At 59.0% G+C, this 26,506-nt stretch carries 18 protein-coding genes and 1 pseudogene; 13 read left to right on the top strand and 6 right to left on the bottom strand.

Annotation, left to right across the window (positions count from 1 at the left end; genetic code table 11):
* Nucleotides 1-172 precede the first annotated feature (172 nt).
* The 3 genes from ACA064_RS05610 to ACA064_RS05600 all read left to right on the top strand — a co-directional run bounded on the left by ACA064_RS05610 (nt 173) and on the right by ACA064_RS05600 (nt 7,287).
* Complete coding sequence (locus ACA064_RS05610; protein WP_497674174.1) at nt 173-3,286, top strand: transglycosylase domain-containing protein; 3,114 nt, start codon at nt 173-175, stop codon at nt 3,284-3,286.
* 390 nt (nt 3,287-3,676) lie between these two features.
* Entirely contained in the window at nt 3,677-6,319 is a 2,643-nt protein-coding gene (locus ACA064_RS05605) for a dermonecrotic toxin domain-containing protein (protein ID WP_497672495.1), read from the top strand.
* 161 nt (nt 6,320-6,480) lie between these two features.
* The gene (locus ACA064_RS05600; RefSeq protein WP_497672494.1) at nt 6,481-7,287 is read left to right on the top strand and encodes a hypothetical protein; all 807 of its coding nucleotides are present in this window, start codon (nt 6,481-6,483) and stop codon (nt 7,285-7,287) included.
* On the opposite strand, the pseudogene ACA064_RS05595 reads toward ACA064_RS05600, so the two are convergent.
* Nucleotides 7,259-7,552, bottom strand: a pseudogene (locus ACA064_RS05595) (pilus assembly protein PapC); the annotation flags it as partial. The gene ACA064_RS05600 and the pseudogene ACA064_RS05595 overlap by 29 nt on opposite strands.
* A gap of 119 nt (nt 7,553-7,671) precedes the next feature.
* Nucleotides 7,672-8,166: a CS1 type fimbrial major subunit gene (locus tag ACA064_RS05590; RefSeq protein WP_497672493.1), complete on the bottom strand. Its 495-nt coding sequence runs from the start codon at nt 8,164-8,166 to the stop codon at nt 7,672-7,674.
* A 593-nt stretch (nt 8,167-8,759) separates the two neighbouring features.
* Here ACA064_RS05590 and ACA064_RS05585 point away from each other — a divergent pair.
* Both ACA064_RS05585 and ACA064_RS05580 read left to right on the top strand, forming a co-directional pair.
* Nucleotides 8,760-9,332 (top strand): PadR family transcriptional regulator, encoded by a 573-nt coding sequence (locus ACA064_RS05585; protein ID WP_497672492.1) that lies wholly within the window; start codon nt 8,760-8,762, stop codon nt 9,330-9,332.
* Nucleotides 9,329-10,117, top strand: coding sequence for a siderophore-interacting protein (locus ACA064_RS05580; protein ID WP_497672491.1), 789 nt, complete (start codon nt 9,329-9,331; stop codon nt 10,115-10,117). Before ACA064_RS05585 ends, ACA064_RS05580 begins: the two co-directional genes overlap by 4 nt.
* A gap of 35 nt (nt 10,118-10,152) precedes the next feature.
* On the opposite strand, the gene ACA064_RS05575 is transcribed toward ACA064_RS05580, so the two are convergent.
* A complete protein-coding gene (locus tag ACA064_RS05575; RefSeq protein WP_497672490.1) occupies nt 10,153-10,818 on the bottom strand; it encodes a Pr6Pr family membrane protein in 666 nt (221 codons plus the stop codon).
* 9 nt (nt 10,819-10,827) lie between these two features.
* Complete coding sequence (locus tag ACA064_RS05570) at nt 10,828-11,058, bottom strand: VF530 family protein (protein ID WP_419116318.1); 231 nt, start codon at nt 11,056-11,058, stop codon at nt 10,828-10,830.
* A gap of 370 nt (nt 11,059-11,428) precedes the next feature.
* On the opposite strand from ACA064_RS05570, the gene ACA064_RS05565 reads away from it, so the two are divergent.
* The 7 genes from ACA064_RS05565 (at nt 11,429) to cmoB (ending at nt 21,206) form a co-directional block, all read left to right on the top strand.
* On the top strand, nt 11,429-12,811 hold the full coding sequence (locus ACA064_RS05565) for a carbohydrate porin (protein ID WP_497672489.1): 1,383 nt from the start codon (nt 11,429-11,431) through the stop codon (nt 12,809-12,811).
* Between the two features lie 106 nt (nt 12,812-12,917).
* Entirely contained in the window at nt 12,918-15,341 is a 2,424-nt protein-coding gene (locus ACA064_RS05560) for a glucose/quinate/shikimate family membrane-bound PQQ-dependent dehydrogenase (RefSeq protein ID WP_497672488.1), read from the top strand.
* Between the two features lie 307 nt (nt 15,342-15,648).
* On the top strand, nt 15,649-18,066 hold the full coding sequence (gene lon / locus ACA064_RS05555; RefSeq protein ID WP_497672487.1) for an endopeptidase La: 2,418 nt from the start codon (nt 15,649-15,651) through the stop codon (nt 18,064-18,066).
* A gap of 214 nt (nt 18,067-18,280) precedes the next feature.
* Nucleotides 18,281-18,673, top strand: a complete 393-nt coding sequence (locus ACA064_RS05550) for a protease inhibitor I42 family protein (RefSeq protein ID WP_497672486.1) — start codon at nt 18,281-18,283, stop codon at nt 18,671-18,673.
* 2 nt (nt 18,674-18,675) lie between these two features.
* Nucleotides 18,676-19,311, top strand: a complete 636-nt coding sequence (locus tag ACA064_RS05545) for a lysoplasmalogenase (protein WP_497672485.1) — start codon at nt 18,676-18,678, stop codon at nt 19,309-19,311.
* Nucleotides 19,312-19,470: 159 nt separating this feature from the next.
* Nucleotides 19,471-20,250, top strand: coding sequence for a carboxy-S-adenosyl-L-methionine synthase CmoA (gene cmoA, locus ACA064_RS05540; protein ID WP_497672484.1), 780 nt, complete (start codon nt 19,471-19,473; stop codon nt 20,248-20,250).
* Complete coding sequence (gene cmoB, locus ACA064_RS05535) at nt 20,247-21,206, top strand: tRNA 5-methoxyuridine(34)/uridine 5-oxyacetic acid(34) synthase CmoB (protein WP_497672483.1); 960 nt, start codon at nt 20,247-20,249, stop codon at nt 21,204-21,206. The genes cmoA and cmoB overlap by 4 nt, the downstream gene beginning before the upstream one ends.
* Before the next feature lie 84 nt (nt 21,207-21,290).
* Here the strand turns inward: cmoB and tadA are convergent, their stop codons facing one another.
* Both tadA and ACA064_RS05525 read right to left on the bottom strand, forming a co-directional pair.
* Nucleotides 21,291-21,788, bottom strand: coding sequence for a tRNA adenosine(34) deaminase TadA (tadA, locus tag ACA064_RS05530; protein ID WP_497672482.1), 498 nt, complete (start codon nt 21,786-21,788; stop codon nt 21,291-21,293).
* Nucleotides 21,788-23,161: a multicopper oxidase family protein gene (locus ACA064_RS05525; RefSeq protein WP_497672481.1), complete on the bottom strand. Its 1,374-nt coding sequence runs from the start codon at nt 23,159-23,161 to the stop codon at nt 21,788-21,790. Before ACA064_RS05525 ends, tadA begins: the two co-directional genes overlap by 1 nt.
* A gap of 220 nt (nt 23,162-23,381) precedes the next feature.
* Here ACA064_RS05525 and ACA064_RS05520 point away from each other — a divergent pair, with 220 nt between their 5' ends.
* Nucleotides 23,382-26,228, top strand: coding sequence for a valine--tRNA ligase (locus tag ACA064_RS05520; RefSeq protein ID WP_497672480.1), 2,847 nt, complete (start codon nt 23,382-23,384; stop codon nt 26,226-26,228).
* Nucleotides 26,229-26,506: the final 278 nt, after the last annotated feature.

Raw genomic sequence — 26,506 nt, 5'->3', positions numbered from 1 at the left:
ACCCTGTGGCGAGCCCCCTCGCTACAAAATTAATCTCCACCCTGAAATTTGTGCCAACCTGCAGGCCTTCGTCGAAAGACTACAGGCATCCTTCACAAATTTTTCACCGACCCCAACCACGGGCTAAGCTTCAAACAAGTCAGATCAATCTGCGTGAATGGATCAATTGACTATGGGCGCTTTGCGGCAAACCGATTCGAGTACAACTGTAGTGCCTACCGATAATGTGGATGAAGCGCCTTTACCAAAAAAATCACGACTTCGCCGGTACTGGTGGCGGATGTTTTGGTTGTTGCTGCTGATTACCCTGATCGCCTTGGGTTTCGCCGCCACCAAGGAGATGCGCACCTCGAAATTGCAGGCCCGCGAGTTCAGCAAATTCGCCGCGTCTTTGAGTTACTCGATGCAGCCGGGGCCCAGCGACTCGATTTTCTATCCGGGTGCCGGTCCGTTCGATAAACGCCTGGGCTACAGTTCCCTGGGTGAGTTCCTGCCACGGTTGGTCAAACGTGATTACCTGATTCAGTCACAAACGCGCTTTTCCGAGGACTTGCTCGACTACAGCGAAAAAGGCTTTTTCGTACCCTATGCGGAAAAAATCCAGGCCGGATTGTCGATTACCGACTGCCGCGCCGCGCCGTTGTACCAATATCACTACCCACAACAGCTGTATTCGAGTTATGCCGATATCCCGCCGCTGGTGGTGCACAGCCTGTTGTTTATCGAAAACCGTGAACTGCTCGATCCGCAACAGCCTCTAGCCAACCCCGCGGTGGACTGGCCGCGGTTTGGCATGGCGGCCTGGTCGCAAGTGGCAAAACTGCTTCACCTGCCCGGCCAGACGGCGGGTGGCAGCACCCTGGCCACCCAGCTTGAAAAGTATCGTCACTCACCCGATGGCCTGACGGTTTCCGGTGGCGAGAAGATCCGCCAGATGATTTCCGCCAGCGTGCGTGCCTATCAGGATGGCCCGCAAACCCTGGAGGCGCGGCAGAACATCGTCCGCGATTACCTCAACAGCGTGCCGCTTTCAGCGGTGCCCGGCCATGGTGAAGTGCATGGCATGGCCGAAGGTCTGCGGGTCTGGTATGGCGCGGATTTCAATCAGATCAACGAGCGCCTGGCCAGTACCGCCAGTGATCCGCAGAGTCTGGCACAACGCGGCCTGGCTTTGCGTGAGGTGTTGTCGCTGATGATCGCCCAGCGTCGGCCTTCGTATTATCTGACGCGGGGCCACAACGATCTGGCGCAGCTCACCGACAGCCACATTCGGTTGCTGGCGCAGAACAACGTGATCGATCCCGCATTGTCCGCCGCGGCCCTGGCCAGCAAAGTGACGTACCGCGACTGGCAGCAACAGCCAACCATCCAGCCGATCGAAACCAACAAAGGCATCAGCGTGGCCCGCAGTCGACTGGCCGGGCTGCTCAATCGCCCGCTCTACGATCTGGACCGCCTCGACCTGTCGGCCACCAGTACCCTGCAAGGCGAATTGCAAACCCAGGCTACCCAATACCTCAAACGTCTGTCCGATCCGGCCTACGCCGCCGAAATCGGTCTGATCGGCGAACGCCTGCTGACGCCCACCAGCACCACGCAAGTGCGTTACAGCTTCACCCTGTTCGAACTGACTCCCGACGGTTCGCGGGTCCGGGTACAGACCGACAGCACCGACCAACCGTTCGATATCAACGAAGGCAGCAAGCTTGAGCTGGGCTCCACCGCCAAGCTGCGGGTGCTGACCACCTACTTGCAGATCGTCGCGGAACTGCACGATCGCTATGGCGCGCAACCCGCTGCGGTATTGAAGAAAACCGAAGTCGCCGACCAGGACCGAATTACCCGCTGGGCGGTGGACTATCTGATCCAGAACAACGACCGCAGCCTGTCGAAAATGCTCGGCGCGGCCCTCGATCGCAAATACTCGGCCAGCCCCGGCGAAGCTTTTTTCACCGGTGGCGGGCTGCACACGTTCAACAACTTTCGCAAGGAAGACAACGGCCGCTTGCCGACCTTGCGCGACGCCATACGCGAGTCGATCAACCTGCCGTTCATTCGGTTGATGCGTGATCTGGTGCGTTACAGCACTTACTCGGGGCCCAATAACAGCGCCCTGTTGCTCAAGGACGACGGCCAGCCGCGGCGTCAGGAATACCTGGCCAGATTCGCCGACCACGAGGGCACCTCGTTCCTCTTGCGGTTCTGGAAGAAGTATCAGAAAAAGGACACCCAGACCCGCCTCAACACCTTCCTCGACGGCATGCGCCCGACGCCGATCCGTCTCGCCGCCGTGCATCGTTATTTGCTGCCGGATGCCAGTCAGGAGAGCTTCAACAGCTTTGTGCGCTCGCATCTCAAAGGCGTCAAACTCAACGAAAAACTCACCGATGAACGCCTGGAACGGCTCTATCTGAATTACGGCCCAGGTCGTTATGACCTGCCCGACCAGGGCTTCATCGCCAAGGTCCACCCACTGGATCTATGGATGCTGGGTTATTTGCTCAACAATCCTGATGCCAAATTCAGCCAGATCGTCAAAGCCAGTGAATTCGAGCGCCAGGAAGTCTATAGCTGGCTGTTCAAAAGTCGCCACAAAGGCGCCCGCGACAGCCGTATCCGGACCATGCTGGAAATCGAAGCCTTCCTCGACATTCACCAGCGCTGGCAGAAAGTCGGCTATCCGTTCGACCACCTGGTGCCGTCTCTGGCCACGGCCATCGGCAGCTCCGGCGATCGCCCGGCAGCCTTGGCGGAACTGGTCGGGACCATCCTCAATGATGGCGTGCGTCAACCAACCCTGCGTATCGACAGTCTGCATTTCGCCGCCGGCACACCCTATGAAACCAAACTGATCAACGACCCGGACAAAGGCAAACGCGTGATGCCTTCCGAGGTCGCCGCGGCTCTGCGCGAGGCGTTGTCACAAGTGGTGGATGCCGGTACCGCCAAACGGGTATCCGGCAGTTTCAAACTGCCGGACGGCACCTTGCTGGCCATGGGCGGCAAGACCGGCACCGGCGACAACCGGATCGAGGCCGTCGGTTCCGGCGGGCGGATTCTCAGCTCCAAATCGATCAACCGGACCGCGACATTCGTGTTCTACATTGGCGATCATCACTTCGGCACCATGACCGCATTCGTTCCCGGGCGCACGGCCGAAGCCTTCAAGTTCACCTCGGCATTGCCGGTACAGGTACTCAAGGGCATGGCGCCGATTCTCAACCCTTACCTGCAGCCGGAGAGCAATACTCAGTGCCTTCCCGTTGAGGTAGCGCGAGGGGGGTAACAGTAGCCATTGTCCTGCCCGCTTGCTTTGTAAACCCTATTCACTATAGAGGTGGTAATTAGTTATTTTCCGCATTTCAATATTCAATGTTTTATAAGCAAAAACCATTATTCAACAACCGATTTTCAGCCTTTTATTTTGCGCACTGGGGGATAGGCTGGACACTCCCATCCATGCTCAAGGTTCATCACAATGTCTGACTTACAAGGACGTATATCCACCCGTCAAGGCTCTGACACACACGACAATAAAGGCCCTCACTACAACCTCATCACGGGCAAGATTGATCCTGCCTTCAAAAGCGCCACACTAAGGCGAGTCCGGGAGCTGAGTGCAACCCGCTTGGGTCATCAAGACTGGTACACAAGCGCATCTTCTGCTCACCACGCCATGCTGCAAGATGCCAACATCAACCTCTGGACCTCACAAAACAACGTAGATCGACTGCTTGAGGAACTGCAAGGCATCTATGAATTTGCCAAGCCGTTGCTCAGCGCCGCCCTGAAAGAACAGTACGGGGTCGATGATGATGTGCAGACTACTTATTTACGCCTGTATATCCCCAAAGACCGACCTTGGTACGTTATTGACATCTCGGGAGGCGTTATCACCCGAACCGTTTCGTTATTGGACGCCGCACTGCACAACTTTGCAGCGTCTGAAACATACGAAGAAGCCGACTCCGAGTTCATCAGCAAGCCCGATGAGCGCGGGCTGTTCGATATCAAACCGATCAAAAGAAAAATGACCATCAGTCAGTTCCAGACACTTTGTCGTGAACTGGATATCGGCGCCCGTTATACCGAACACCTGGAAAGCATTTTGCTTGCCGGCGATGCGGTAGCAAAGACCGCTTTAAAATACAAAGTCACTGAAAGCCAGAAAACCGCCTTTAAAGCCGCTGCCCATCTCGCCTTGATGACCAAGGATATTGCGCCCGACACCCATCAGCTGATATTGGCCATGCTCGACGGCCAGCGAAACCTCACCCTTAAAGGCAAGGTGGTGCAGTTCGCCGAACTATCAATATTGGATGCCGCCTTGACCGGCATCGTGCTGATTACCCCAGACCTGGAGCGAAGCCGTAACGTCGAAGGGCTGATCGCGTATGTGCCCAATGACCCCGAGCATCCGCTAAAAGAATACGCTTCGGTGACCGATTTCTTGAATGAACTGACCCGCCAATTGCGCGACAACGCCTTCATCGAGTCGACGCAGATGACCTACCGCCAATACTTCAGCCAGTTCGTCGATCAGCAACAGCGAGGGCACTTTTTCGCCGGGCTCCAGCAACGCCTGTTCCAAGTGCAATGGCATAAAAAAGAAGACCTGGACCAACGCCCGACGTGGCGAGAAGAACCCGTGACCAACCCCAAGCTGCAATTCAGCGTCACACCGATCACCGGCGATTTCTGGGGGCATCTCTATCAGCGAAAACTGAACAAGATTCTCAATGACGCACGAGACATAGCGATCTCCACTGCCGATACCGATAGCAAAGCCCGCTGGGCCTGGTGGGACAACTTCAAAAAAATCGTCTCGGACATCTTCAACGTCGCGCTAATGGTCGTCACCCCCTTCGTGCCGTATCTGGGCGAATTGATGATGGCCTACACCGCCTATCAAATAGCCAGCGAGCTGATGGAATCCATCGTTGATCTGGCCGAAGGCCTGTGGGTCGAAGCCGTCGAACACTTCGTTGGCGTGCTGACGGATGTCGTTCAGTTGGGGGCCTTTATCGCAGGCGCCCAGCTTGGCCAGATGGCTCGCCTGAAGCTCTCGCCCTTCGTCGACGGCCTGAAACCCGTCGAGTTACCCGATGGCCAGACCCGCCTGTGGAATCCCGATCTCAAGCCCTACGAACAGCCGAACCTCAAGTTGCCAGCCGACTCCAGCCCCAATGAGTTGGGGCTGCACTCACACGAAGATCAGGACATTCTGTCGTTGGATGGCAAACACTACGCAGTGCAAACAGACCCGAAGACCGGCAACCATCGGATCAAGCATCCGACCCGCCCCGAGGCCTATTCACCCGAACTGAAACACAATGGCCTTGGCGCCTGGACCCATGAAGCCGAGAACCCACGGACCTGGGAAGGCCCGACGCTGATGCAGCGTCTGGGCCACAGCGTAGGCGGCTTGAGCGATGCCGAGCTTGAGCAGATCCGCACCGTCAGCGGTACTCAAGAGAATGCACTGCGCAAAATGCATGTTGAGAACGCCCCGCCACCGCCGCTGCTGACCGACGCCCTCAAGCGCTTCAAGATCGACCAGGAGGTGGAGCAGGCGATTGAACTGATCCGTGCAGGACGCCCCCTCGATCCGTCCTGGTATTGGTTCGAATCCCTTGCACCCCACCTGGAGGGCTGGCCTTCGGATAAAGCGCTGAAAGTGTATGAAGACTCCAGCAAGACCGGAAACTTTCGCCTGTATGGAAAGGTCGACGCGCCAGAGGATCACACGCTCACCTCCAGCCTCCCGCAGGTTTTGAATGGTACGTTTGCGCAAAGCATCGTGGACTTTCTGGACGAGGAGGAACTTGAGACGCTGCTCGGCAAAAAGGTGCCCGAGGATGAGCAAGTGCAAGCCCTGCGCGATCGGTTGGCTGACGAGGCGGACAGTGACAAGACTGACATCTCCAAACAGCTGTACGAATTCAGGGGAAAATCAGATAACCCCCACATTCAACTGCTACGGCGCACATTCCCGGAACTCCCGCCCAATGTTGCAGAACAATTGCTGCGTAGCGCCAGTGACGCCGAACTTGAAAGCATGACGAAAGAACAACGACTACCGTTACGCTTGAAAAACCAGGCCCGCGAAGCGGCGTTCGAAGCACGGACCAGCCATGCCTATGAAGGGTTTTATGACGATGCCTACCTTACACCTGATACCGAAAGGCTGACCCTGAACGCACTCAGAATCCATACCGACACCTTCAGCGATTTGCGTATCGAAGTCCGTGGGGCACCTATGACGGCCCCCTGCGATGCAGCGTTGGCGGGGCAGAGGCTTCGACCGTCCGGCTACTGATCAGGGATGGCCGCGCACAGTACGAAGTCCGCGACTCTGCCAATACGAAACTGCATGAGGCCGACGACTTCTATAATTCGATCCTCCAGGCCTTGCCCACCGACAAGCGCACAGCATTGGGCTACAGCACAGGACAGGGGCCTCTCTTCAAGCAATGGGTGATGGTCAAAACCGAAGCGCCCGCCGAACGGCGGACGATTCTCGCAGAGCCGCCGATCCGCCCTGTTCCGGACCCGGAAACAGTCATCCTGCTGCGCGGTCCAGGGCTTTCCAAAGCGGGGATGACCCTGGAGCAAAGGGTGCAGGATCTGTATCCCCACCTGAGCGAACGCGAGGTGAATGCCTTCGTTCAATCCTTGAACGCTAAAGATGAGCCACGGACGGCCATGAAAGCACTGGAGGACGAGCTCGATGAACTGCGCCAAACGCTCAGCTCATGGGAGGGCGGGCCTTATGACGGCTCAAATGAAGAACTTGATCCCCGGTGGGTCGAATTCATGCACAGAGGAGGACGCTTCATCGCCGACAGGCTTTTGGAGTGTTTCGAAAGGAAATCAACCTCGTTCGGTGAACGCAGCACACAGCCTGACACCGGCTATGCACTCGATTTGTCACAGGATCTTAGCCTGCATAATCTGGAACGATGGTGGAAAGAACTGCCTGATCTCAAGAAGTACCTCGACAAGGTAACGACCTTGAGCGTCGACAAGTCGCTTTTATCTCGTGCCCACAGACCCACGGATTTGTTCAAGAGCTTCCCCAATCTTCGCCGGCTGAGTGCCAATAAATGCGGATTGAGCGGCCTGCCCGAAGGCATCGAAAAGATGCATTTACTTGCCGAACTTCACCTCTCCGACAACCGGATCAGGTTGACCGCAGAAAGCGTCGAACAGCTCAAAAACCTGACGTACCTGGAAGTCCTCAAGCTGGACAGCAAGAGGTCCAGGTTTCCCGCTCACTGGCGCTGAAGTTGCTGTCACCGGTATCAGTAAACTCGATCAGAGTGATGCGATCATCACGGGACAATACAATCATCGCCTCGCCGAGAAATTGTTGATCAAGTTCCACCCGAACCGCCAAAGGCACATCGAAGAAGTGCTCTTCGAACTCGGACGGCAAACCTTTGGCCTGAGCGAGCAAACTGCGCGGTGTTGTTCCGGCAGCAGGCGCGGCGAGTGCACTGGCGCATAAAAAAAAGGCAAGTGCAGCCGCGATGGGAGTCATCGGGAACATGAACGAAATACTCTATTGGCGAACGATCAAGTCGGTAAAAGTCCGGTCGACAGGGGGAGATGGACTGTCGACCGGATCAGGCTGCCTTGTGAGATTTACGCTCAAAGGCATTCAGAACATCAAGGAGTTGGTACTGCGTCAAATACCATAGTCACTGCACCGGTGTATTCACCGGTCTTATACCCACCGCTTACCGGCTTCACAGGAGTGATCACCATTTCGACACGTTTGCCCGGGGTGGATTCGACCTCACCCACCACTTCCTCCGGAGTCGCGACGCTCAGGGTCTTGCCATTGAAAGTCACGGTCAAAGGCAGTTTATCCGTGCCGTTATCCAGGAAGGCTTCGCTTTCCAGGCTGGCAGCAATCGAGCCATTGGTGTTTTTGGTATCGAACATCGCACGCAACGAACTCAGTTCATCGGCAACCGGATTGTAGCTCAACACTTGATCTTTAACGATCAGGTCCGGATCCACTGGCAGCACGTGGAAAACCTTGGTTGGAATCGATGCAACCAGATTAATCGAATGACGCGCTTCACCTACAGCAAAAGCCATGGAAGAACTCAGTGCCAGAACGGCCAGAGGAGTAGCGATTGCGATTTTCTTGAACATTGTTAAACACCTGTTTTTTTCAGATTAGTTGATAATTAAAAGTCCGAATAAGCCTAGGCTTCCCCTTCTTTTAACGAAAGGCGCTGACAAGCCAATACTTCGTAGAGCCGAGACGGCCATTTACTTGAACTTTCAACGCCGGAACATCATCCATCAACCCACCATCAAAGTAAGCAGGCAAGTTCCGGCGAATGCGTAGTTAGATCGACCTATCGGCAGAATGAAAAAACCAGAAAAAACAACAAACCCGATGTTTAACCGTAAGAGGCTGGCTACAGACAGATTAACAGTAATTCCATTACAGACCAGTAGCACCTTGGAACTTCCGTAAGACTAGTACCACACTCCAAATAAATAAAGGCCGAACTCGATGCATTAGAGAGTTAACACTAAATCGTTCTCTTTTGAATATGAAGAAAGCATTAAGTTTTAGCCGCGATAATTGTTCGACAATCAAACAATATCCAGACTTGATGTATTCGCCCGCTCGAGGAACCGGGTTGCATTCGCCATGCACCGTTGGTCCTGTCCTCTTGCTTTTTCGTTAAGATATATCTTAAGTTGTATCTAAACCCGACGAGAGAGAGAAAAAAATGAGAGAGCATCATCCCCATCGCGAGCACGGTGACGGCCGCGACGGCTTCGAAAAGCGCCCAGGCCGTGAGCGCGGCGGCCGTGGACCGCGGGTCTTCGCCCCCGGTGATTTGAAATTACTGCTGCTGGCGCTGATCGCCGAACAGCCGTGCCACGGCTACGACTTGATCCGCCAGATCGAAAATATGTTCGACGGCGCCTATAGCCCTAGCCCTGGTGTGATCTACCCAACCTTGACGTTTCTTGAAGAGAGCGAACTGATACTGGGTGACGCCGAAGGCGGAAAAAAACGTTACAGCGTGACCGACGCCGGTCGTCTTTCTTTAAGCGAGCAAGCGATCGCCCTGGACGGCGTGCGCATGCGCATCGAGGTCAGCAAGCGCTCATTGCGTGGACATGATCGCCCGGCCGAAATCCATGAAGCCGTGCACAACCTGCGGCATGCCCTGCAATTGCATCACGGACGCTGGAGCCCGGAAGAAATCCTTCGGGTTCGTGACCTGCTGAACAACACCGCCAAAGCCATTGTCGACGGCCCTGCGGTTCAACCTGCACCGGAGCAAGGCGAATGACCACCGTCACCGTACAAACTATTCATCGCGTCAACCATGAGATCAAACGTCGTCGCCTGGAAGTGCTGCGGGTAGTGGACCTGACCCCACGCATGCGCCGAATCACCCTTGGTGGGCCGGAGCTGGCCGGATTTGTCAGCCTGGGTACCGATGATCATATGAAGTTACTGTTCCCGCAGACCGCTGAAGAACACGCCGCGCTGGAAACCCTGGTGCTCGGTGCCGGCAAAGAGGGCGCCCCGGCGCCCGCCATGCGCAACTACACGCCACGGCGCTATGACCTGCGAACCCTGGAGCTGGACATCGACTTCGTGCTGCATGGCGACGGCCCGGCTTCGACCTGGGCCGAACAGGCCAAACCCGGTCAGTACCTGCACATAGCTGGGCCGCGCGGGTCGATGGTGGTACCGGACATCTTCGACAGCTACCTGCTGATCGGCGATGAAACCGCCCTGCCCGCCATCGCCCGCCGCCTGGAAGGCCTGCCTGCCAATTGCCGCGCGCTGGTGGTGGTGGAAGTGGAAAACGCCGCCGAACAGCAAACACTGGAAAGCGCCGCACAGGTCGAGGTGATCTGGGTGCTGCGCGAAGGTGGCACTCAGGATTTGCCGAGCACTGTGCAGCAGCTGCAAATGCCCCCAGGCGAGTTGTATGCCTGGGTGGCGACCGAGATCATGGTGTCCCGGCGGATTCGTCGGGTGCTGTTGGATGAGCACCGGCTCAATGAAACATTCGTGAAATCCGTGGGGTATTGGCGGTTGGAGGGTGGTGAGGAGGAGGAGTGATTCGCCCTCAGTGAAGAGCGGGCCTTTGTGGCAATTCAATCTGCGCTGAAACGCCGCCCCCGCCACCGATCCACCCCCACCACCAACAACGAAACCAGCACAAATCCAACCAGTATTCCGGCGGCGTTGATAAACACCTGTGGATAACCCAGGCGGGCCACATCGATAAAAGGGTACTGGTACTGCCCCAGCGAATGGCCACGAAACAGGGCGTAGCCGAAATACACCAGCGGGTAGATCACCCACAAGGCGATGTGCCTGAGACGCAGCGTCCCTTTCGGCACACAGAACCACCAATAGCCAATAAACAACAGCGGCATCAGGTCATGCAGCAACTCATCGGCAAGGAACTGCCAGCCCTGCGGTTGCCACAAATGTCGCAGCAACAGGCTGTAGGCCAGGCCGACCAACGTAATGCTCGCCGCGATCCCGCTGCTGACCCACGGTTGCAGAAAGAAATCCCGCCCCTTCGACGGGCGCGGGTTCAGCTCATAGGTCAGCACGACCGCCACCAAGGTATTGCTGAGCACGGTAAAGAAGCTGAAAAAACTCACCAGTCCGCCCAGCAGACTGGCTTCGAAGCTCCAGCGACTGTAGAGAATCAGATACAACTGAATGCTCAATCCCGCCCAGCCGAGGACCGCGGCCGTCGCAATAAAACCCCGCATCGTGTGGGAGTAGGTAGCCGGCTCGGCGTGCATCCTGGTGTCCTAGATCGGGCGTTTGGTGCGTTGCAGCTTCACGTACAAGCCTTCGACTTTCTCACGGGCCCAGGGAGTTTTACGCAGGAAGGTCAGGCTCGACTTGATACTCGGATCACTCTTGAAGCAGCGAATATCGATGCGCTCGGCCAGCCCCGACCATTCATAGTGCTCAACCAGCGCGGTGAGGATCTGTTCCAGGGTCACGCCGTGCAGAGGGTTGTTGTTCGGTGCGGTCATGCCAGGCCTTTGAGCGAAGAAGGAAAAGGAAGCCGCGCACCTTAGCCGATGTGCTAGACGGTTAACTATAGGTGAACCAGAAAAGATCGCAGCTTGCGGCAGCTCCGGATTGCGTTCACACATTAATAACGGATGTACCCGGTCTGTGTAGGAGCTGCCGCCGGCTGCGATCTTTTGACTATTACCAAATCCGAAATGATCCATGTCAATAAAAGCGCTTTCTCTCTCGCCGACAGAGCTTTATCCTTTCAACCCTTGAAGCTGAACCGCTTCATCTTCCTTTTTTAAATCAGTGGCATGCCGTTCCCGAATCGAGAGCGAACAGCCTCTATTTCTACCCATTCCCAGAAAAAGATCTAAACCCGCCTCCATGCACGACTTCCAGAAACTCAAAGACAGCGCTGTCCGAAGCCATTTTGCCGGCCGAAAAACCCTGAACCTGCTCGGCGGCCTCACTGCCTTCGGCCTCGCCACCTGCACCCAGGCGGCCCCGGCATTCGACAGCGACTCCCCCTGGATGCTCGGCGATTGGAACGGTACTCGTACGGAGCTCGCGGAAAAAGGCTACGACTTCAAAGTCGATTACACCGGTGAAATGGGCTCCAACCTGCATGGCGGTTACGACCACGACCGCACTGCGCGCTACAGCGACCAGTTCGGCCTCGGCACACATCTGGACCTGCAGAAAATTCTCGGCTGGGAGGACGCAGAGTTCCAGTTGACCGTTACCGAGCGCAACGGCAACAACATCAGCAATGACCGGATCAATGATCCACGAGTCGGCGGCTTCACCTCAGCGCAGGAAGTCTGGGGTCGCGGCCAGACCTGGCGGCTGACGCAGATGTGGTATCAGCAGAAATTCTTCGACCAGAAACTCGACATCAAGGTCGGCCGTTTCGGTGAAGGCGAGGACTTCAACAGCTTCCCCTGCGACTTCCAGAACCTGGCGTTCTGCGGCTCGCAAGTCGGCAACTGGGTCGGTGACATCTGGTACAACTGGCCAGTCAGCCAGTGGGCACTGCGAGTCAAATACCACCTGACGCCGGAACTCTACGCGCAGGTCGGCGCCTATGAGCAAAACCCATCGAACCTTGATCGCGACAACGGTTTCAAGCTTAGCGGCAGCGGCACCCAGGGCGCGATCCTGCCGGTCGAGCTGGTCTGGACTCCGAAGCTCAATGGCCTGCCCGGGGAATACCGCGCCGGTTACTACTACAGCAATGCCAGCGCCACCGACCTTTATAAAGACCGCAACGGTCAGCCCGCCGCCTTGAGCGGTGAGGCCTATCGCAGCAGTTCGAGCAAGCACGGCGTCTGGCTGGGGCTGCAGCAGCAACTCAGCAGCCACGCCAGCGACCACTCCCGGGGCTTGAGTGTGTTCGCCAATGCGACCATGCACGACAAGAAAACCAATGCGATCGACAACTATGTCCAGGGCGGCGTCGTCTACAAGGGTCTGTTTGATGCGCGGGCCAAGGACGATATCGGTTTCGCCATGGCGCGGGTCCACGTCAACCCGGCCTACCGCAAGAACGCCGAGGCCAGCAATCAGGCCCGCCTCGTCAACGATTTCGACGACCCGGCCTTCCTGCCGCCGCAAGACACCGAGTACAGCGCCGAGCTCTATTACGGTGTGCACCTGACCAACTGGCTGACCGTGCGCCCGAACCTGCAGTACATCCGCCACCCCGGAGGTGTCGATCAGGTCGATGACGCGCTGATCGGCGGGATCAAGGTGCAAAGCTCGTTCTGACAACCTCATCCGAACCAAACAATTTTAGCTGAACCAAGCCCGCGCCTGATCGTCATCTACAGTGAACTTGCGCGGGAATACTCTTAACGTCACGGAGAACCACACTATGAGCACTGATGGTGCTTTGAGTCGAAGCCGTCTGCTGCCGAGCCTGCTCGGTATCCTGCTTCTGCTAATGGGCCTGGCCTTGCTGGCCGGGGGGATCAAGCTGAGCATGCTCGGCGGCTCGCTGTATTACCTGCTGGCCGGGATCGGCCTGGTGCTCACCGGGCTGTTGCTGCTCGCGGCCCGCCGCGCGGCACTGAGCCTGTACGCACTGGTGCTGTTCGCCAGTACGGTGTGGGCGCTGTGGGAAGTCGGCCTGGACTGGTGGCAACTGGTGCCGCGTCTGGCGCTGTTGTTTGCCTTGGGTATCGTTCTGCTGCTGCCGTGGTTCCGCCGTCCGTTGCTACGCGGTCAGACCGCCACCCTGGGCAGCAAGGCGCTGAGCGCTGCGGTGGTTATCGCCGGCGTTACCGCGCTGGCCAGCCTGTTCAGCAACCCCGGTGAAATCAAGGGTCAGCTGGATCGCGACGGCGTTCCCGGCATGAGCAACACCGCCCCGGCCATGCCCGACGGTGACTGGAATTCCTACGGCCGTTCGGCCCACGGCGACCGTTATTCGCCACTGGCGCAGATCACTCCAGAGAACGTCAGCAAACTGGTGCCGGCCTGGACTTATCGCACCGGTGACCTGCCAGGACCGAACGACCCGGGTGAAACCACAGCGGAAAACACCCCGCTCAAAGCCAACGGCATGCTTTACGTCTGCACGCCCCACAGCCAGGTGATCGCCCTGGACCCGGATACCGGTAAGGAAATCTGGCGTTTCGATCCGAAGCTCAGCACGCAGAATGCGGCGAACTTCAAGGGCTGGGCGCACATGACCTGCCGTGGCGTGTCGTACCACGATGACGCGGCCTACGCGGCCACCGAGCAAAGCCCGGTCACGCCGGATGCCAGCGCAACTGCAGCGCCAGCGAGCAACGTCTGCCCGCGGCGGATCTTCCTGCCGACCGCCGACACCCGTCTGATCGCCCTCGATGCCGATACCGGCAAAATGTGCGAAGACTTCGGCGACAAGGGTCAGGTCGATCTGCGCAGCAACATCGGCAGCTTCACCGCCGGTGGTTACTACTCCACCTCACCACCTGCCGTAACCAAAAATCTGGTAGTGATCGGCGGTCACGTCACCGACAACGTCTCCATCGACGAGCCCAGCGGCGTGATCCGCGCGTTTGATGTGCACACCGGTCGTCTGGTGTGGAACTGGGACAGCGGCAATCCGGATGACACCACGCCGATTGCCGAAGGCCAGGTCTACACCCGCAACTCGCCGAACATGTGGTCGATTTTCAGTGTCGACGAGAAACTCGGCATGCTCTACCTGCCGATGGGCAACCAGACGCCGGATCAATGGGGCGGCGATCGCACCCCCGAGTCGGAAAAGTACAGCGCGGGTGTCACCGCGCTGGACATCGACACCGGCCGCGTACGCTGGACCTTCCAATTCACCCATCACGACCTGTGGGACATGGACGTCGGCGGTCAACCGACCCTGATGGACCTGAAAACCGCTGACGGGGTGAAACCGGCGCTGTTGGCCTCGACCAAGCAAGGCAGCATCTACGTGCTCGACCGCAGCACCGGTCAGCCTATCGTGCCGATCAACGAAGTGCCGGTTCCACAGGGCGCTGTTGAAGGCGACCACACCTCGCCGACCCAGCCGATGTCGGAGCTGCACATGATGCCGCCGGTGCTCGAAGAGCACGACATGTGGGGCGTCACCCCGTTCGATCAGATGCTCTGCCGGATCGACTTCAAATCCCTGCGTTACGACGGCATCTACACCCCGCCCTCGCTGCAAGGTTCGATCGTTTATCCGGGCAACTTCGGGGTATTCGACTGGGGCGGTATCTCGATCGATCCGGTGCGCCAGATCGCCTTCCTCAACCCCAGCTACATGGCCTTCAAATCGAAACTGGTACCCGCCGCTGAAGTGGCCGGCGGCCCGGGTCGCAAAAGCGAAACCGAAGGCGTACAGCCGAACAAGGGCGCGCCTTACGGTGTGATTCTCGAAGCCATGCTCTCGCCCATGGGCCTGCCGTGCCAGGCGCCGGCCTGGGGTTACGTGTCGGCGGTCGACCTGACCACCAACAAGGTGATCTGGAAACACAAAAACGGCACCGTGCGTGACAGCGCACCGGTTCCGATCCCTCTGAGCATGGGCGTGCCAAGCCTGGGCGGGACCTTCACCACTGCCAGTGGCGTAGCCTTCCTCAGCGGCACCCTCGACCAGTACCTGCGCGCCTACGACGTGAAAAACGGCAAGCAACTGTGGGAAGCTCGTCTGCCAGCAGGCGGTCAAACCACACCAATGACCTACACCGGTAAAGACGGCAAGCAGTACGTGCTGGTCGTCGCCGGCGGCCACGGCTCGCTGGGCACCAAACAGGGCGACTATGTCCTGGCGTTCAAACTGCCGGATTAAGGGTTACTGGCGGTAAAAGACAAAGGCGGCTATCGAGAGGTAGTTGCCTTTTTTTGTGAGTACATAAACCAGAGACTTTCGGCGAGTGTGAGATCGCCAAGATCGCAGCCTGCGGCAGCTCCTACACGGGCTCCGTGCACCCGCAAATTATCAGGTGTATTCAAAACCCTGTAGGAGCTGCCGCAGGCTGCGATCTTTTGGGGGCACCCCTGAATACCTCCCATGAAATACCCGTTAACACCCCTCACCATTGAAACCACCGCCCACCTGCCCCATCTAACCTCCATACCCAATGCGCAGGTGCCCCATGAGCGACCAGCAAGAATTCCCGGAAAACCCCAGCGAATACGCCGATCCAGAAAACGCCGAACACCACTCCACGGGCACCGGCCTGGCCTTGCCCGGGCAGAATCTGCCGGACAAGGTCTACATCATCCCGATCCACAATCGGCCGTTCTTCCCGGCGCAAGTGCTGCCGGTGATCGTCAATGAAGAGCCTTGGGCCGAAACCCTGGAGCTGGTGAGCAAATCCGATCATCACACCCTGGCGCTGTTCTATATGGACACGCCCCAGGAAGATCCACGGCATTTCGACACCTCGAGCCTGCCGCTCTACGGCACGCTGGTGAAGGTCCATCACGCCAGCCGCGAAAACGGCAAATTGCAGTTCGTCGCCCAGGGCCTGACCCGCGTACGCATTCGCACCTGGCTCAAACACCATCGCCCGCCGTATCTGGTGGAAGTCGAATACCCGCACCAGCCGAGCGAACCGACTGATGAGGTCAAGGCTTACGGCATGGCGCTGATCAACGCGATCAAGGAACTGCTGCCGCTCAATCCGCTGTACAGCGAAGAGCTGAAGAATTACCTCAATCGCTTCAGCCCCAATGACCCATCGCCGCTGACCGACTTCGCCGCCGCGCTGACCTCGGCCACCGGTAACGAACTGCAGGAAGTGCTCGACTGCGTGCCGATGCTCAAGCGCATGGAAAAAGTCCTGCCGATGCTGCGCAAGGAAGTCGAAGTCGCGCGTCTGCAGAAAGAAATCTCCGCCGAAGTAAACCGCAAGATCGGCGAGCATCAGCGCGAGTTTTTCCTCAAGGAACAGCTCAAGGTCATCCAGCAAGAGCTGGGTCTGACCAAGGACGACCGCAGCGCCGACATCGAGCAGTTCCAGCAGCGGCTGGAGGACAAAGTCCTGCCACCGCAGGCGCAAAAGCGCGTCGAAGAGGAAATGAACAAGCTGTCGATCCTCGAAACCGGTTCGCCGGAATACGCAGTGACCCGCAACTACCTGGAATGGGCCACCGCAGTGCCGTGGGGCGTGTATGGCGAGGACAAACTCGATCTCAAACACGCGCGTAAAGTGCTCGATCAACACCACGCCGGGCTCGGCGACATCAAGACCCGGATTCTCGAGTTCCTCGCGGTGGGCGCCTATAAAGGCGAGATCAGCGGTTCCATCGTGCTGCTGGTCGGCCCGCCGGGCGTGGGCAAGACCAGCGTCGGCAAATCCATCGCCGAATCCCTCGGGCGGCCGTTCTATCGCTTCAGCGTCGGCGGCATGCGCGATGAGGCGGAGATCAAGGGCCACCGCCGGACCTACATCGGCGCCCAACCGGGCAAGCTGGTGCAGGCACTTAAAGAAGTCGAAGTGATGAACCCGGTGATCATGCTCGACGAGATCGACAAGATGGGCCAGAGCTACCAGGGCGACCCGGCCTCGGCGCTGCTGGAAACCCTCGACCCGGAACAGAACGTCGAATTCCTCGATCACTATCTGGACCTGCGCCTGGACCTGTCGAAGGTGCTGTTCATCTGCACCGCCAACACCCTGGACTCGATTCCCGGCCCGTTGCTGGACCGGATGGAAGTGATTCGCCTGTCGGGCTATATCACTGAAGAAAAAATGGCTATCGCCAAGCGTCACCTATGGCCCAAACAGCTGGAAAAGGCCGGCGTGTCCAAAGGCAGCCTGTCCATCACCGACGGCGCCCTGCGCGCGGTGATCGATGGCTATGCCCGCGAGGCCGGGGTGCGGCAGCTGGAAAAACAGTTGGGCAAACTGGTGCGCAAATCAGTGATGAAGCTGATCGACGAGCCAAACACGGTGATCAAGATCGGCAACAAGGAGCTGGAGGCCTCCCTCGGCATGCCGGTGTTCCGCAATGAACAAGTGCTGTCCGGCACCGGGGTGATTACCGGGCTGGCCTGGACCAGCATGGGCGGTGCCACCCTGCCGATCGAAGCCACGCGGATCCACACGCTCAATCGCGGTTTCAAACTCACCGGCCAACTGGGTGAAGTGATGAAAGAGTCGGCGGAAATCGCCTACAGCTACGTCAGCTCCAATCTGAAGTCGTTTGGCGGTGATCCGAAATTCTTCGACGAAGCCTTCGTCCACCTCCACGTTCCGGAAGGCGCCACCCCGAAAGACGGCCCGAGCGCCGGCGTGACCATGGCCAGCGCCTTGCTGTCCCTGGCCCGCAACCAGCCACCGAAGAAAGGCGTGGCCATGACCGGTGAATTGACGCTGACCGGGCATGTGCTGCCCATTGGCGGCGTGCGCGAGAAAGTGATTGCGGCGCGGCGGCAGAAGATCTTCGAATTGATCCTGCCGGAGCCCAACCGCGGTAGCTTTGAAGAACTGCCGGACTATCTGAAAGAAGGCATCACCGTGCACTTCGCCAAGCGCTTTGCGGATGTGGCGAAGGTGTTGTTCTGATAGATCTGCGGTGCCCGGGCTGACGCTATCGCGAGCAAGCTCGCTCCCACAAGGATTGCGCTGAATCTGTGGGAGCGGGCTTGCTCCGGGCGGCGTTCCGACGATGACCTCATCGCTGTCGATGATGAACCGTCGCCCGCCGCCCCTTGTCACACTTTGTCTCATCTTCGGTTATGCTCGCCGTTCGTCGTGAATGACCGGAGCTTCCTGACCCATGTCCCCCACTCGCTTGCTTCTCCCCCTCAGCCTCGCCCTGCTCGCTGCCTGCGCAAGCCAATCCAGGCAGAACCTCACGGTGGAAAAACAGAGCGAATGCCCGGTGCAGTTGAAGACCGGACAGAACCTGATCCTGATCCTGCCGAGCAATCCGACCACGGGTTATCGCTGGGCGATTCAGGATTCCGCGGGTGGCGTGTTGCACCGCCTCAGCCCCGAGGTCTACAGCAACCCCGAAGACGCCGGGCTGGTGGGCAGCGCCGGGCAATCGACCTGGCGTTTTCAGGCCACGACAGCGGGCAGCGGGCGGTTGCGCCTGACCTATCAACAGCCATGGGCGCCGGAAGTCGAACCGGTGGAAACCTTCGATTGTGCAATTGCAGTTAACTGATCGTGGGTTGGCTGATCCTGGCGCTGATGGGCGCGGTGACGTTCATCTATGGGTTGAGTGTTCACGCCAGCTTGCTGTGCCTGGTGGTCAAATCCATGCCGGTGCTGGCATTGCTTGGCTGGCTGCACGATGCACCGCCCAGTGAATATCGGCGCTGGATCAGCCTCGGCCTGATTTTTTCCCTGGTGGGCGATGTGTTGTTGGCATGGCCGAGCGATTTATTCGTGTTCGGCCTCGGGGCGTTTTTAATTGCGCACCTGGCCTATCTGAAAGCCTATTTGAGTGACTGCCGTCGGCTGGCGCTGTTGCCGCTGGTGTTGGCGCTGGGAGTCGGCGCGGTGTTGCTGGGCGTATTGATTGCCCATGGCCTTGGCCCGTTGCTGATTCCGGTGATTGTCTATGGCCTGGCCATCAGCGCCATGCTCTGGCGCGCGCTGGCGCGGCTGGGCAGCGATGTCCCCAGGCGCTCGGCGTTGCTTGCGGCAGGCGGTGCCGTGGCGTTTGTATTCTCCGACAGTGTGATAGGTATCAGCCGTTTTGTGATGCCGTTCGAAGCCGCGCCCTACCTGATCATCCTCAGTTACTGGTTGGGGCAATGGGGGATTACGGCCTCGGCGTTCGCGCAGAAACCGCGCTGATCCCTGTAGGAGCGAGCTTGCTCGCGATGGTCGTTAACGATAACGCGGGTTTTCTGAATAAACGCGTCGCCCTTGAGTCCATCGCGAGCAAGCTCGCTCCTACAAGGGGCGCCGCGGTTTATCAGACAATCCGCGCATCCCCCCGCCAAGTTGGCTAAAATGCCAGCCTTTTCCACCTATGCCGCTGGAACCGCCGTGAGCAAAGACCCCGATCGCCTTTTCGCCCAGCCCCTGCCTCAGGTGCCGGACTTCGCCTTCAATGAGGACGTGGTGCGGGTATTCCCGGACATGATCAAGCGTTCGGTGCCGGGTTATCCGACCATTGTCGAGAACCTCGGGGTGCTGGCGGCGCAGTTCGCCCAGCCCAACAGCGTGCTCTACGACCTGGGTTCGTCCCTCGGCGCCGTGACCCAGGCCCTGCGCCGTCACGTACGCACCGACGGTTGCCGGGTGATCGCGGTGGATAACTCGGCGGCGATGGTCGAACGTTGCCGCGAATACCTCAACGGCCAGGACTCGATGTTCCAGGAGTTGCTGCCGGTGGAAGTGATCGAGGGCGATATCCTCGCACTGCAATTCCAGCCGGCCTCGGTGGTGGCGCTGAACTTCACCCTGCAATTCATCGCCCCGGACCAGCGCCTGGCGCTGCTGAGCCGCATTCGCCAGTCCCTGTTGCCAGGCGGCGCGCTGATTCTCTCAGAGAAATTGCGCTTCAATGACCCCGAAGAACACGCGCTGCTCACCGACCTGCATGTCGCCTTCAAACGCGCCAACGGCTACAGCGAACTGGAAATTGCCCAGAAGCGCAGCGCCATCGAAAACGTGATGAAACCCGACAGCCTGGAAGAACACCGCGAACGCCTGCTGGCGGCCGGGTTCTCGAAAGTCGTGCCGTGGTTCCAGTGTCTTAACTTTGCCTCGTTGATTGCCTTGCCATGATTGATCTGTCCCCCCTCGCCCGCCGTCTGGCTGGTACCCCGCTGGCCGAATGGGCCAACACCCTGCAAGCGCAACTCGATACAAAGATGGAAAAAGGTCACGGCGACCTGGAGCGCTGGCAAAGTGCGCTGGATGCCCTGCCCAAGATCCAGCCGAGCGAGATCGATCTGCTTAACGGCCTGAAGCTCGACACCGACTGCGACGAGCAAACCCGCGCGCAGATGCGCAGTGCGCTGATGGGCCTGTCCCCGTGGCGCAAGGGGCCGTTCGATCTGTTCGGTGTGCACGTCGACACCGAATGGCGCTCGGACTGGAAATGGGAACGGGTCGCCCCGCACCTGGACCTCAAGGGCAAGCGCATCCTCGATGTCGGCTGCGGCAACGGCTACTACATGTGGCGCATGCTCGGCGCCGGTGCCGACAGCGTGATCGGCGTCGATCCGAACTGGCTGTTCTTCTGCCAGTTCCAGGCGGTGCAGCGTTATCTGTCAGAGCCGTCAGCCTGGCATCTGCCGTTTCCTTTCGAGGACTTGCCAGCCAACCTGGAAGGCTTCGATACGGTGTTTTCCATGGGCGTGTTCTATCACCGACGCTCGCCAATCGAGCATTTGCTGGCGCTCAAGGATTGCCTGGTCAAGGGCGGCGAACTGGTGCTGGAAACCCTGGTGGTGGAAGGCGACAAGCACCAGGTACTGGTGCCGGAAGACCGCTACGCGCAAATGCGCAACGTCTGGTTCCTGCCGTCGGTACCGGCCCTGGAGTTGTGGTTACGGCGTGCCGGGTTCAGCGATGTGCGGTGTGTGGATGTCAGTGTCACCAGTGTCGAGGAACAACGTGCCACTGAGTGGATGAAGTTTCAGTCGCTGAGCGACTACCTTGATCCGGATGACCACAGCAAAACCGTCGAAGGTTTGCCGGCGCCGATGCGCGCGGTGATAGTGGCTCGTAGGAGCTGACGAGTAAAACGAGGCTGCGATCTTTTGATCATGAGGATCTAAAGCAAGGTCAAAAGATCGCAGCCTCGCTCTGCTCGTCAGCTCCTACGGGGTTGGTTTTGCTCTTCGCGCCTTGAAAAACTCGCTCAACACCGCACCGCACTCCTCGGCCAGCACCCCACCGTCGAACAGCACCCGATGGTTGAGGAAGCCCTGGCTGAAGAATTGCCCCTGGCTTTGCACGATCCCGGCCTTGGGTTCCAGCGCCCCATACACCACCCGGGCGATTCGCGAATGCACGATCAACCCGGCGCACATGCTGCACGGCTCAAGGGTGACGTACAGCGTGCTGCCCGGCAGGCGATAGTTGCTCGCCGCTTGCGCCGCGGCGCGAATCGCGACCATCTCGGCATGGGCACTGGGGTCGCTGCCGCTGATCGGGCAGTTGAAGCCGCGACCGATGATTTCACCGTCCTGCACCAATACCGCGCCCACTGGCACTTCGCCCAGAGCGGCGCCTTGGGCCGCGAGGATCAGGGCTTCGCGCATGAAGTCCTGGTCGCGACTGCGATCGATGATTTGCGCTGGACGCATCTGACGCATCAGGAGACCTCGATCGCGGCCATCAGGCCGGTTTCCATATGGTCGATCACATGGCAATGGAACATCCACACCCCCGGATTATCTGCCACCAGCGCCACCCGGGCGCGCTCGTTCTTGCCCAGCAGGTAGGTGTCGGTGAAGTACGGGGTGATCTTCTTGCGGTTCGAGGCGATGACCTTGAAGCTCATGCCATGCAAGTGAATCGGATGCTGATACTGAGTCATGTTCTTCAATTCGAAAATGTAGCTCTTGCCCTTTTTGAGCGTGGCGATCGGGCGGTCGGCGCAGGTTTTGTCGGTGATGTCCCAGGCCTTGCCGTTGATCTGCCACAGGCTCGGTGGCCTATTCTCCACGTTCACCGAGACCGAGCCAACCCACTCGAAGTTGAAGTTGAGTTTCTCGGCGTTGGCGATATCCGGTTCGGAGACCGGGTTGGCCGGCAGCGCGGGTGGCCACTCGGTCGGGGCATCGTTGTGGGCCACCGAGCGGAAAGTGCCAAGGCGCACCGGGCCGTTGCGCAGCGACAGCTCCTCACCGACCGGCGGCGCCTTGATCGCCAGGCAGATCCGCATGCCAGGGCCCAGCCAGTATTCCTTGCCCAGCGGCCGCGGTTCGATGGGATTGCCATCCAGCGCGTAGATCTGCGCTTCGACGCCGGGGATGTTCAGGCGGTAGGTCAGGGTGTTGTCCAGATTAAGCAAGCGCACCCGGGTGATCTGCCCGGCCGGCAGGTCGATCACCGCTTGCGCTACGCCGTTGACGGTCGCCAGGCGCCCGGCCGTACCGCCACGGGCCGCTTCACGGGGAATGCTGAAGGGCAGGTACGCGCCTTGTTCGTCGACATGCCAACTCTTGAGGCTCAGGGTCCGCTCGTATTTGAAGCCGGTGGGTTCGCGCTCTTCGATGATCAGCGGTCCGACCAGCCCGCGACCCAGTTCTTCGCTGCTGTTCACGTGAGGGTGATACCAGTAGCTGCCGGCGTCCGGCACGCGGAATTTGTAGTCGAAATATTCACCGGGCAACACCGGCAACTGCGAGACATAGGGAACGCCGTCCATCTCCAGCGGCAGGCGGATGCCGTGCCAGTGAATGGTGGTCGCCACCGGCAAATGGTTGATGAAACGCACCCGCAGCCACTCGCCTTGGCGCACTCGCAACTCGGTGCCCGGCGCCGAGGGACCGAAGGCCCAGGCCTCGGTCTTGTGCCCGGGGACCAGTTCAACGTCCAGCGGCGCGGCGATCAGTTGGTAATCGTGCCCCGCATCGGCGTCGGCCATCTTCCCCAGCCAGTAACGCGACGCACCGCCTGCCCCGACGCCAACCACCACCAGGCCGGCCAGACCACCGAGTATTTGTCGACGGGTAAAGGACATGGACTCAACTACCTCACGTATCCGCAACAGGCCTGCGCCTGCAAAAAGCGAATACGATACACCCGCAGTTGAGAAACAGTAAGGGTGGCGCGGCGACGGGACGCAGGGGCAACAGTCGCAATTTCATCCCCCCATCATCACCTCGGGCTACGCCCGGTGGAACATCCCCGCTATACTTGCCGGCTTTTCCTGAATAAATGCCAATAGGGTCCCGCCGCGCATGGATAAGACCTACCAGCCGCACGCCATTGAAACTTCCTGGTACAACACCTGGGAGTCCGAGAACTATTTCGCTCCGCAAGGCGCGGGCGATTCCTACACCATCATGATTCCGCCGCCGAACGTCACTGGCAGCCTGCACATGGGCCATGGCTTCAACAACGCGATCATGGACGCGCTGATCCGTTTCCGCCGCATGCAGGGTCGCAACACCCTGTGGCAGCCGGGCACCGACCACGCCGGTATCGCCACGCAAATGCTGGTGGAGCGCCAGCTCGAAGCCCAAGGCCATAGCCGCCATGACCTGGGCCGCGAGAAATTCCTCGAGAAAGTCTGGGAATGGAAAGATCAGTCCGGTGGCAACATCAGCCGCCAGATCCGCCGCCTTGGCTCGTCCGTAGACTGGAGCCGCGAGCGCTTCACCATGGATGACGGTCTTTCCGAAGCCGTTAAAGAAGCCTTTGTGCGCCTGCACGAAGACGGCCTGATCTACCGCGGCAAGCGTCTGGTCAACTGGGACACCAAGCTGCACACGGCGATCTCCGACCTCGAAGTGGAAAACCACGACGAAAAAGGTTTCCTGTGGAACCTGCGTTACCCGCTGGCCGATGGCGCCAAAACCGCTGATGGCCTGGATTTCCTGATCGTCGCCACCACGCGTCCGGAAACCATGCTCGGCGACGCCGCTGTCGCGGTGAACCCGGAAGATGAACGCTACAAAGCGCTGATCGGCAAGTTTGTCGAGCTGCCACTGGTTGGCCGCCGCATCCCGATCATCGCCGACGATTACTGTGACCCCGAATTCGGCACCGGCTGCGTGAAAATCACCCCGGCCCACGATTTCAACGACTATGAAGTCGGCAAGCGCCACAACCTGCCGCTGCTGAACATTTTCGACAAGAATGCCGCTGTATTGCCGGCCGCGCAGGTGTTCAACCTCGACGGCAAGCTTAATGAACAAGTCGATGGCAGCCTGCCAGCCAAATACGCCGGCCTCGACCGCTTCGAAGCACGCAAGCAGATCGTGGCCGACCTCCAGGCTCTGGATTTGCTGGTGAGCGTTGATGATCATGCCCTGAAAGTGCCGAAAGGCGACCGCTCCGGGACCATCATCGAGCCGTGGCTGACCGACCAGTGGTACGTCTCCACCAAGCCTTTGGCGGAGCCGGCGATTGCCGCCGTTGAAGACGGCCGGATTGCCTTCGTGCCCAAGCAGTACGAAAACATGTACTTCTCCTGGATGCGCGATATCCAGGATTGGTGCATCAGCCGTCAGCTGTGGTGGGGCCATCGGATTCCGGCCTGGTACGACGAGTCGGGCAAAGTCTATGTCGGTCGCGACGAAGCCGAAGTGCGCGCCAAGAACAACCTTGGTCCGGACATTGCGCTGCAACAGGACAACGACGTACTCGACACCTGGTTCAGTTCGGGCCTGTGGACTTTCTCCACCCTGGGCTGGCCGGAGCAAACCGAGTTCCTGAAAAAATTCCACTCCACCGACGTGCTGGTGACGGGCTTCGACATCATTTTCTTCTGGGTCGCCCGGATGATCATGCTCACCATGCATTTGGTGAAGAACGAAGACGGCACACCACAGGTACCGTTCAAGACCGTCTACGTGCACGGTCTGGTCCGCGATGGTCAAGGCCAGAAGATGTCCAAGTCCAAGGGCAATGTCCTGGACCCGCTGGATATTATCGATGGCATCGACCTGGAAACCCTGGTGCAGAAACGCACCCAGGGCTTGATGCAGCCAAAACTGGCGAAGAAGATCGAGAAGCAGACCCGCGACGAGTTCGCCGAGGGCATCGCCAGCTACGGTACCGACGCCCTGCGCTTCACCTTCTGCTCGCTGGCTTCCACCGGTCGCGACATCAAGTTCGACATGGGCCGCGTCGAAGGTTATCGCAACTTCTGCAACAAGATCTGGAATGCCGCGCGCTACGTGCTGGATAAGGGCGAGGACTGCGGCCAGAACGGCGAAGCCTTCGAGCTGTCCCTGGCCGATCGCTGGATCATCTCGCAGCTGCAACGCACCGAAGCCGAAGTGACCCGCCAACTCGACCAGTTCCGTTTCGACCTGGCCGCGCAAGCCTTGTACGAGTTCATCTGGAACCAGTATTGCGACTGGTACCTGGAACTCTCCAAGCCTGTGCTCTGGGACGACAACGCACCGGTGGAACGTCAGCGCGGCACCCGTCGCACCCTGGTTCGGGTGCTGGAAGTCGCTCTGCGTCTGGCGCACCCGTTCATGCCGTTCATCACCGAAGAAATCTGGCAGCGCCTGGCGCCGCTGGCCGGCGTTGAAGGCAAGACGATCATGCTGCAACCGTGGCCAGTGGCCAACGAAGAACGCATTGATCCGGCAGCCGAAGACGACATCGAATGGCTCAAGAGCCTGATGCTTGGCACTCGCAACATTCGTGGCGAAATGAACATCGGCCCGGGCAAGCCACTGACTCTGTTCCTGAAAAACGTCAGTGCCGAAGATCAGCGTCGCCTCACCGAGAACGATGCCCTGCTCAAGAAACTGGCCAAGCTCGAGTCGATCACCATTCTCGCCCCTGGCGCCGAAGCACCGCTGTCCGCTACCGCTCTGGTCGGCGAGATGGAAGTGCTGGTGCCAATGGCCGGCTTGATCGACAAGGCCGCGGAACTGGCGCGCCTGGACAAGGAAATCCAGCGTCTGCAAGGCGAAGTGCAGCGGGTCGGCGGCAAGCTGTCCAATGCCGCCTTCGTCGACAAGGCCCCGGCCGAAGTCATCGACAAGGAACGCGCCAAACTGGCCGAAGCCGAACAGGCTCTGGGCAAGCTGGCCGAGCAGCATGCGCGGATTGCCAGTTTGTAACCGCAGATCGCAATGAAAAAGGGAGGCCCATGTGGCTCCCTTTTTTTGTCAGTAAAATCGGCACGACCTGCTTTTTGTAGGAGCGAGCTTGCTCGCGATGGTCGTTAACGTTTACGCGTACAACCTGACGAAACGCGTCAGTTTCAAGTCCATCGCGAGCAAGCTCGCTCCTACAGGGGGGTTGCTTACAGCCCAGGGGTGCGATTGGCGAAGCCTGCGATCTTGGCGATCTCGCAGCAGACGATAGATGTGGGACAATACCCGTCACTTTGAGCCAG

Source organism: Pseudomonas sp. LBUM1658, assembly GCF_059716055.1.
This window is presented reverse-complemented; position numbering and strand designations above follow the sequence as displayed.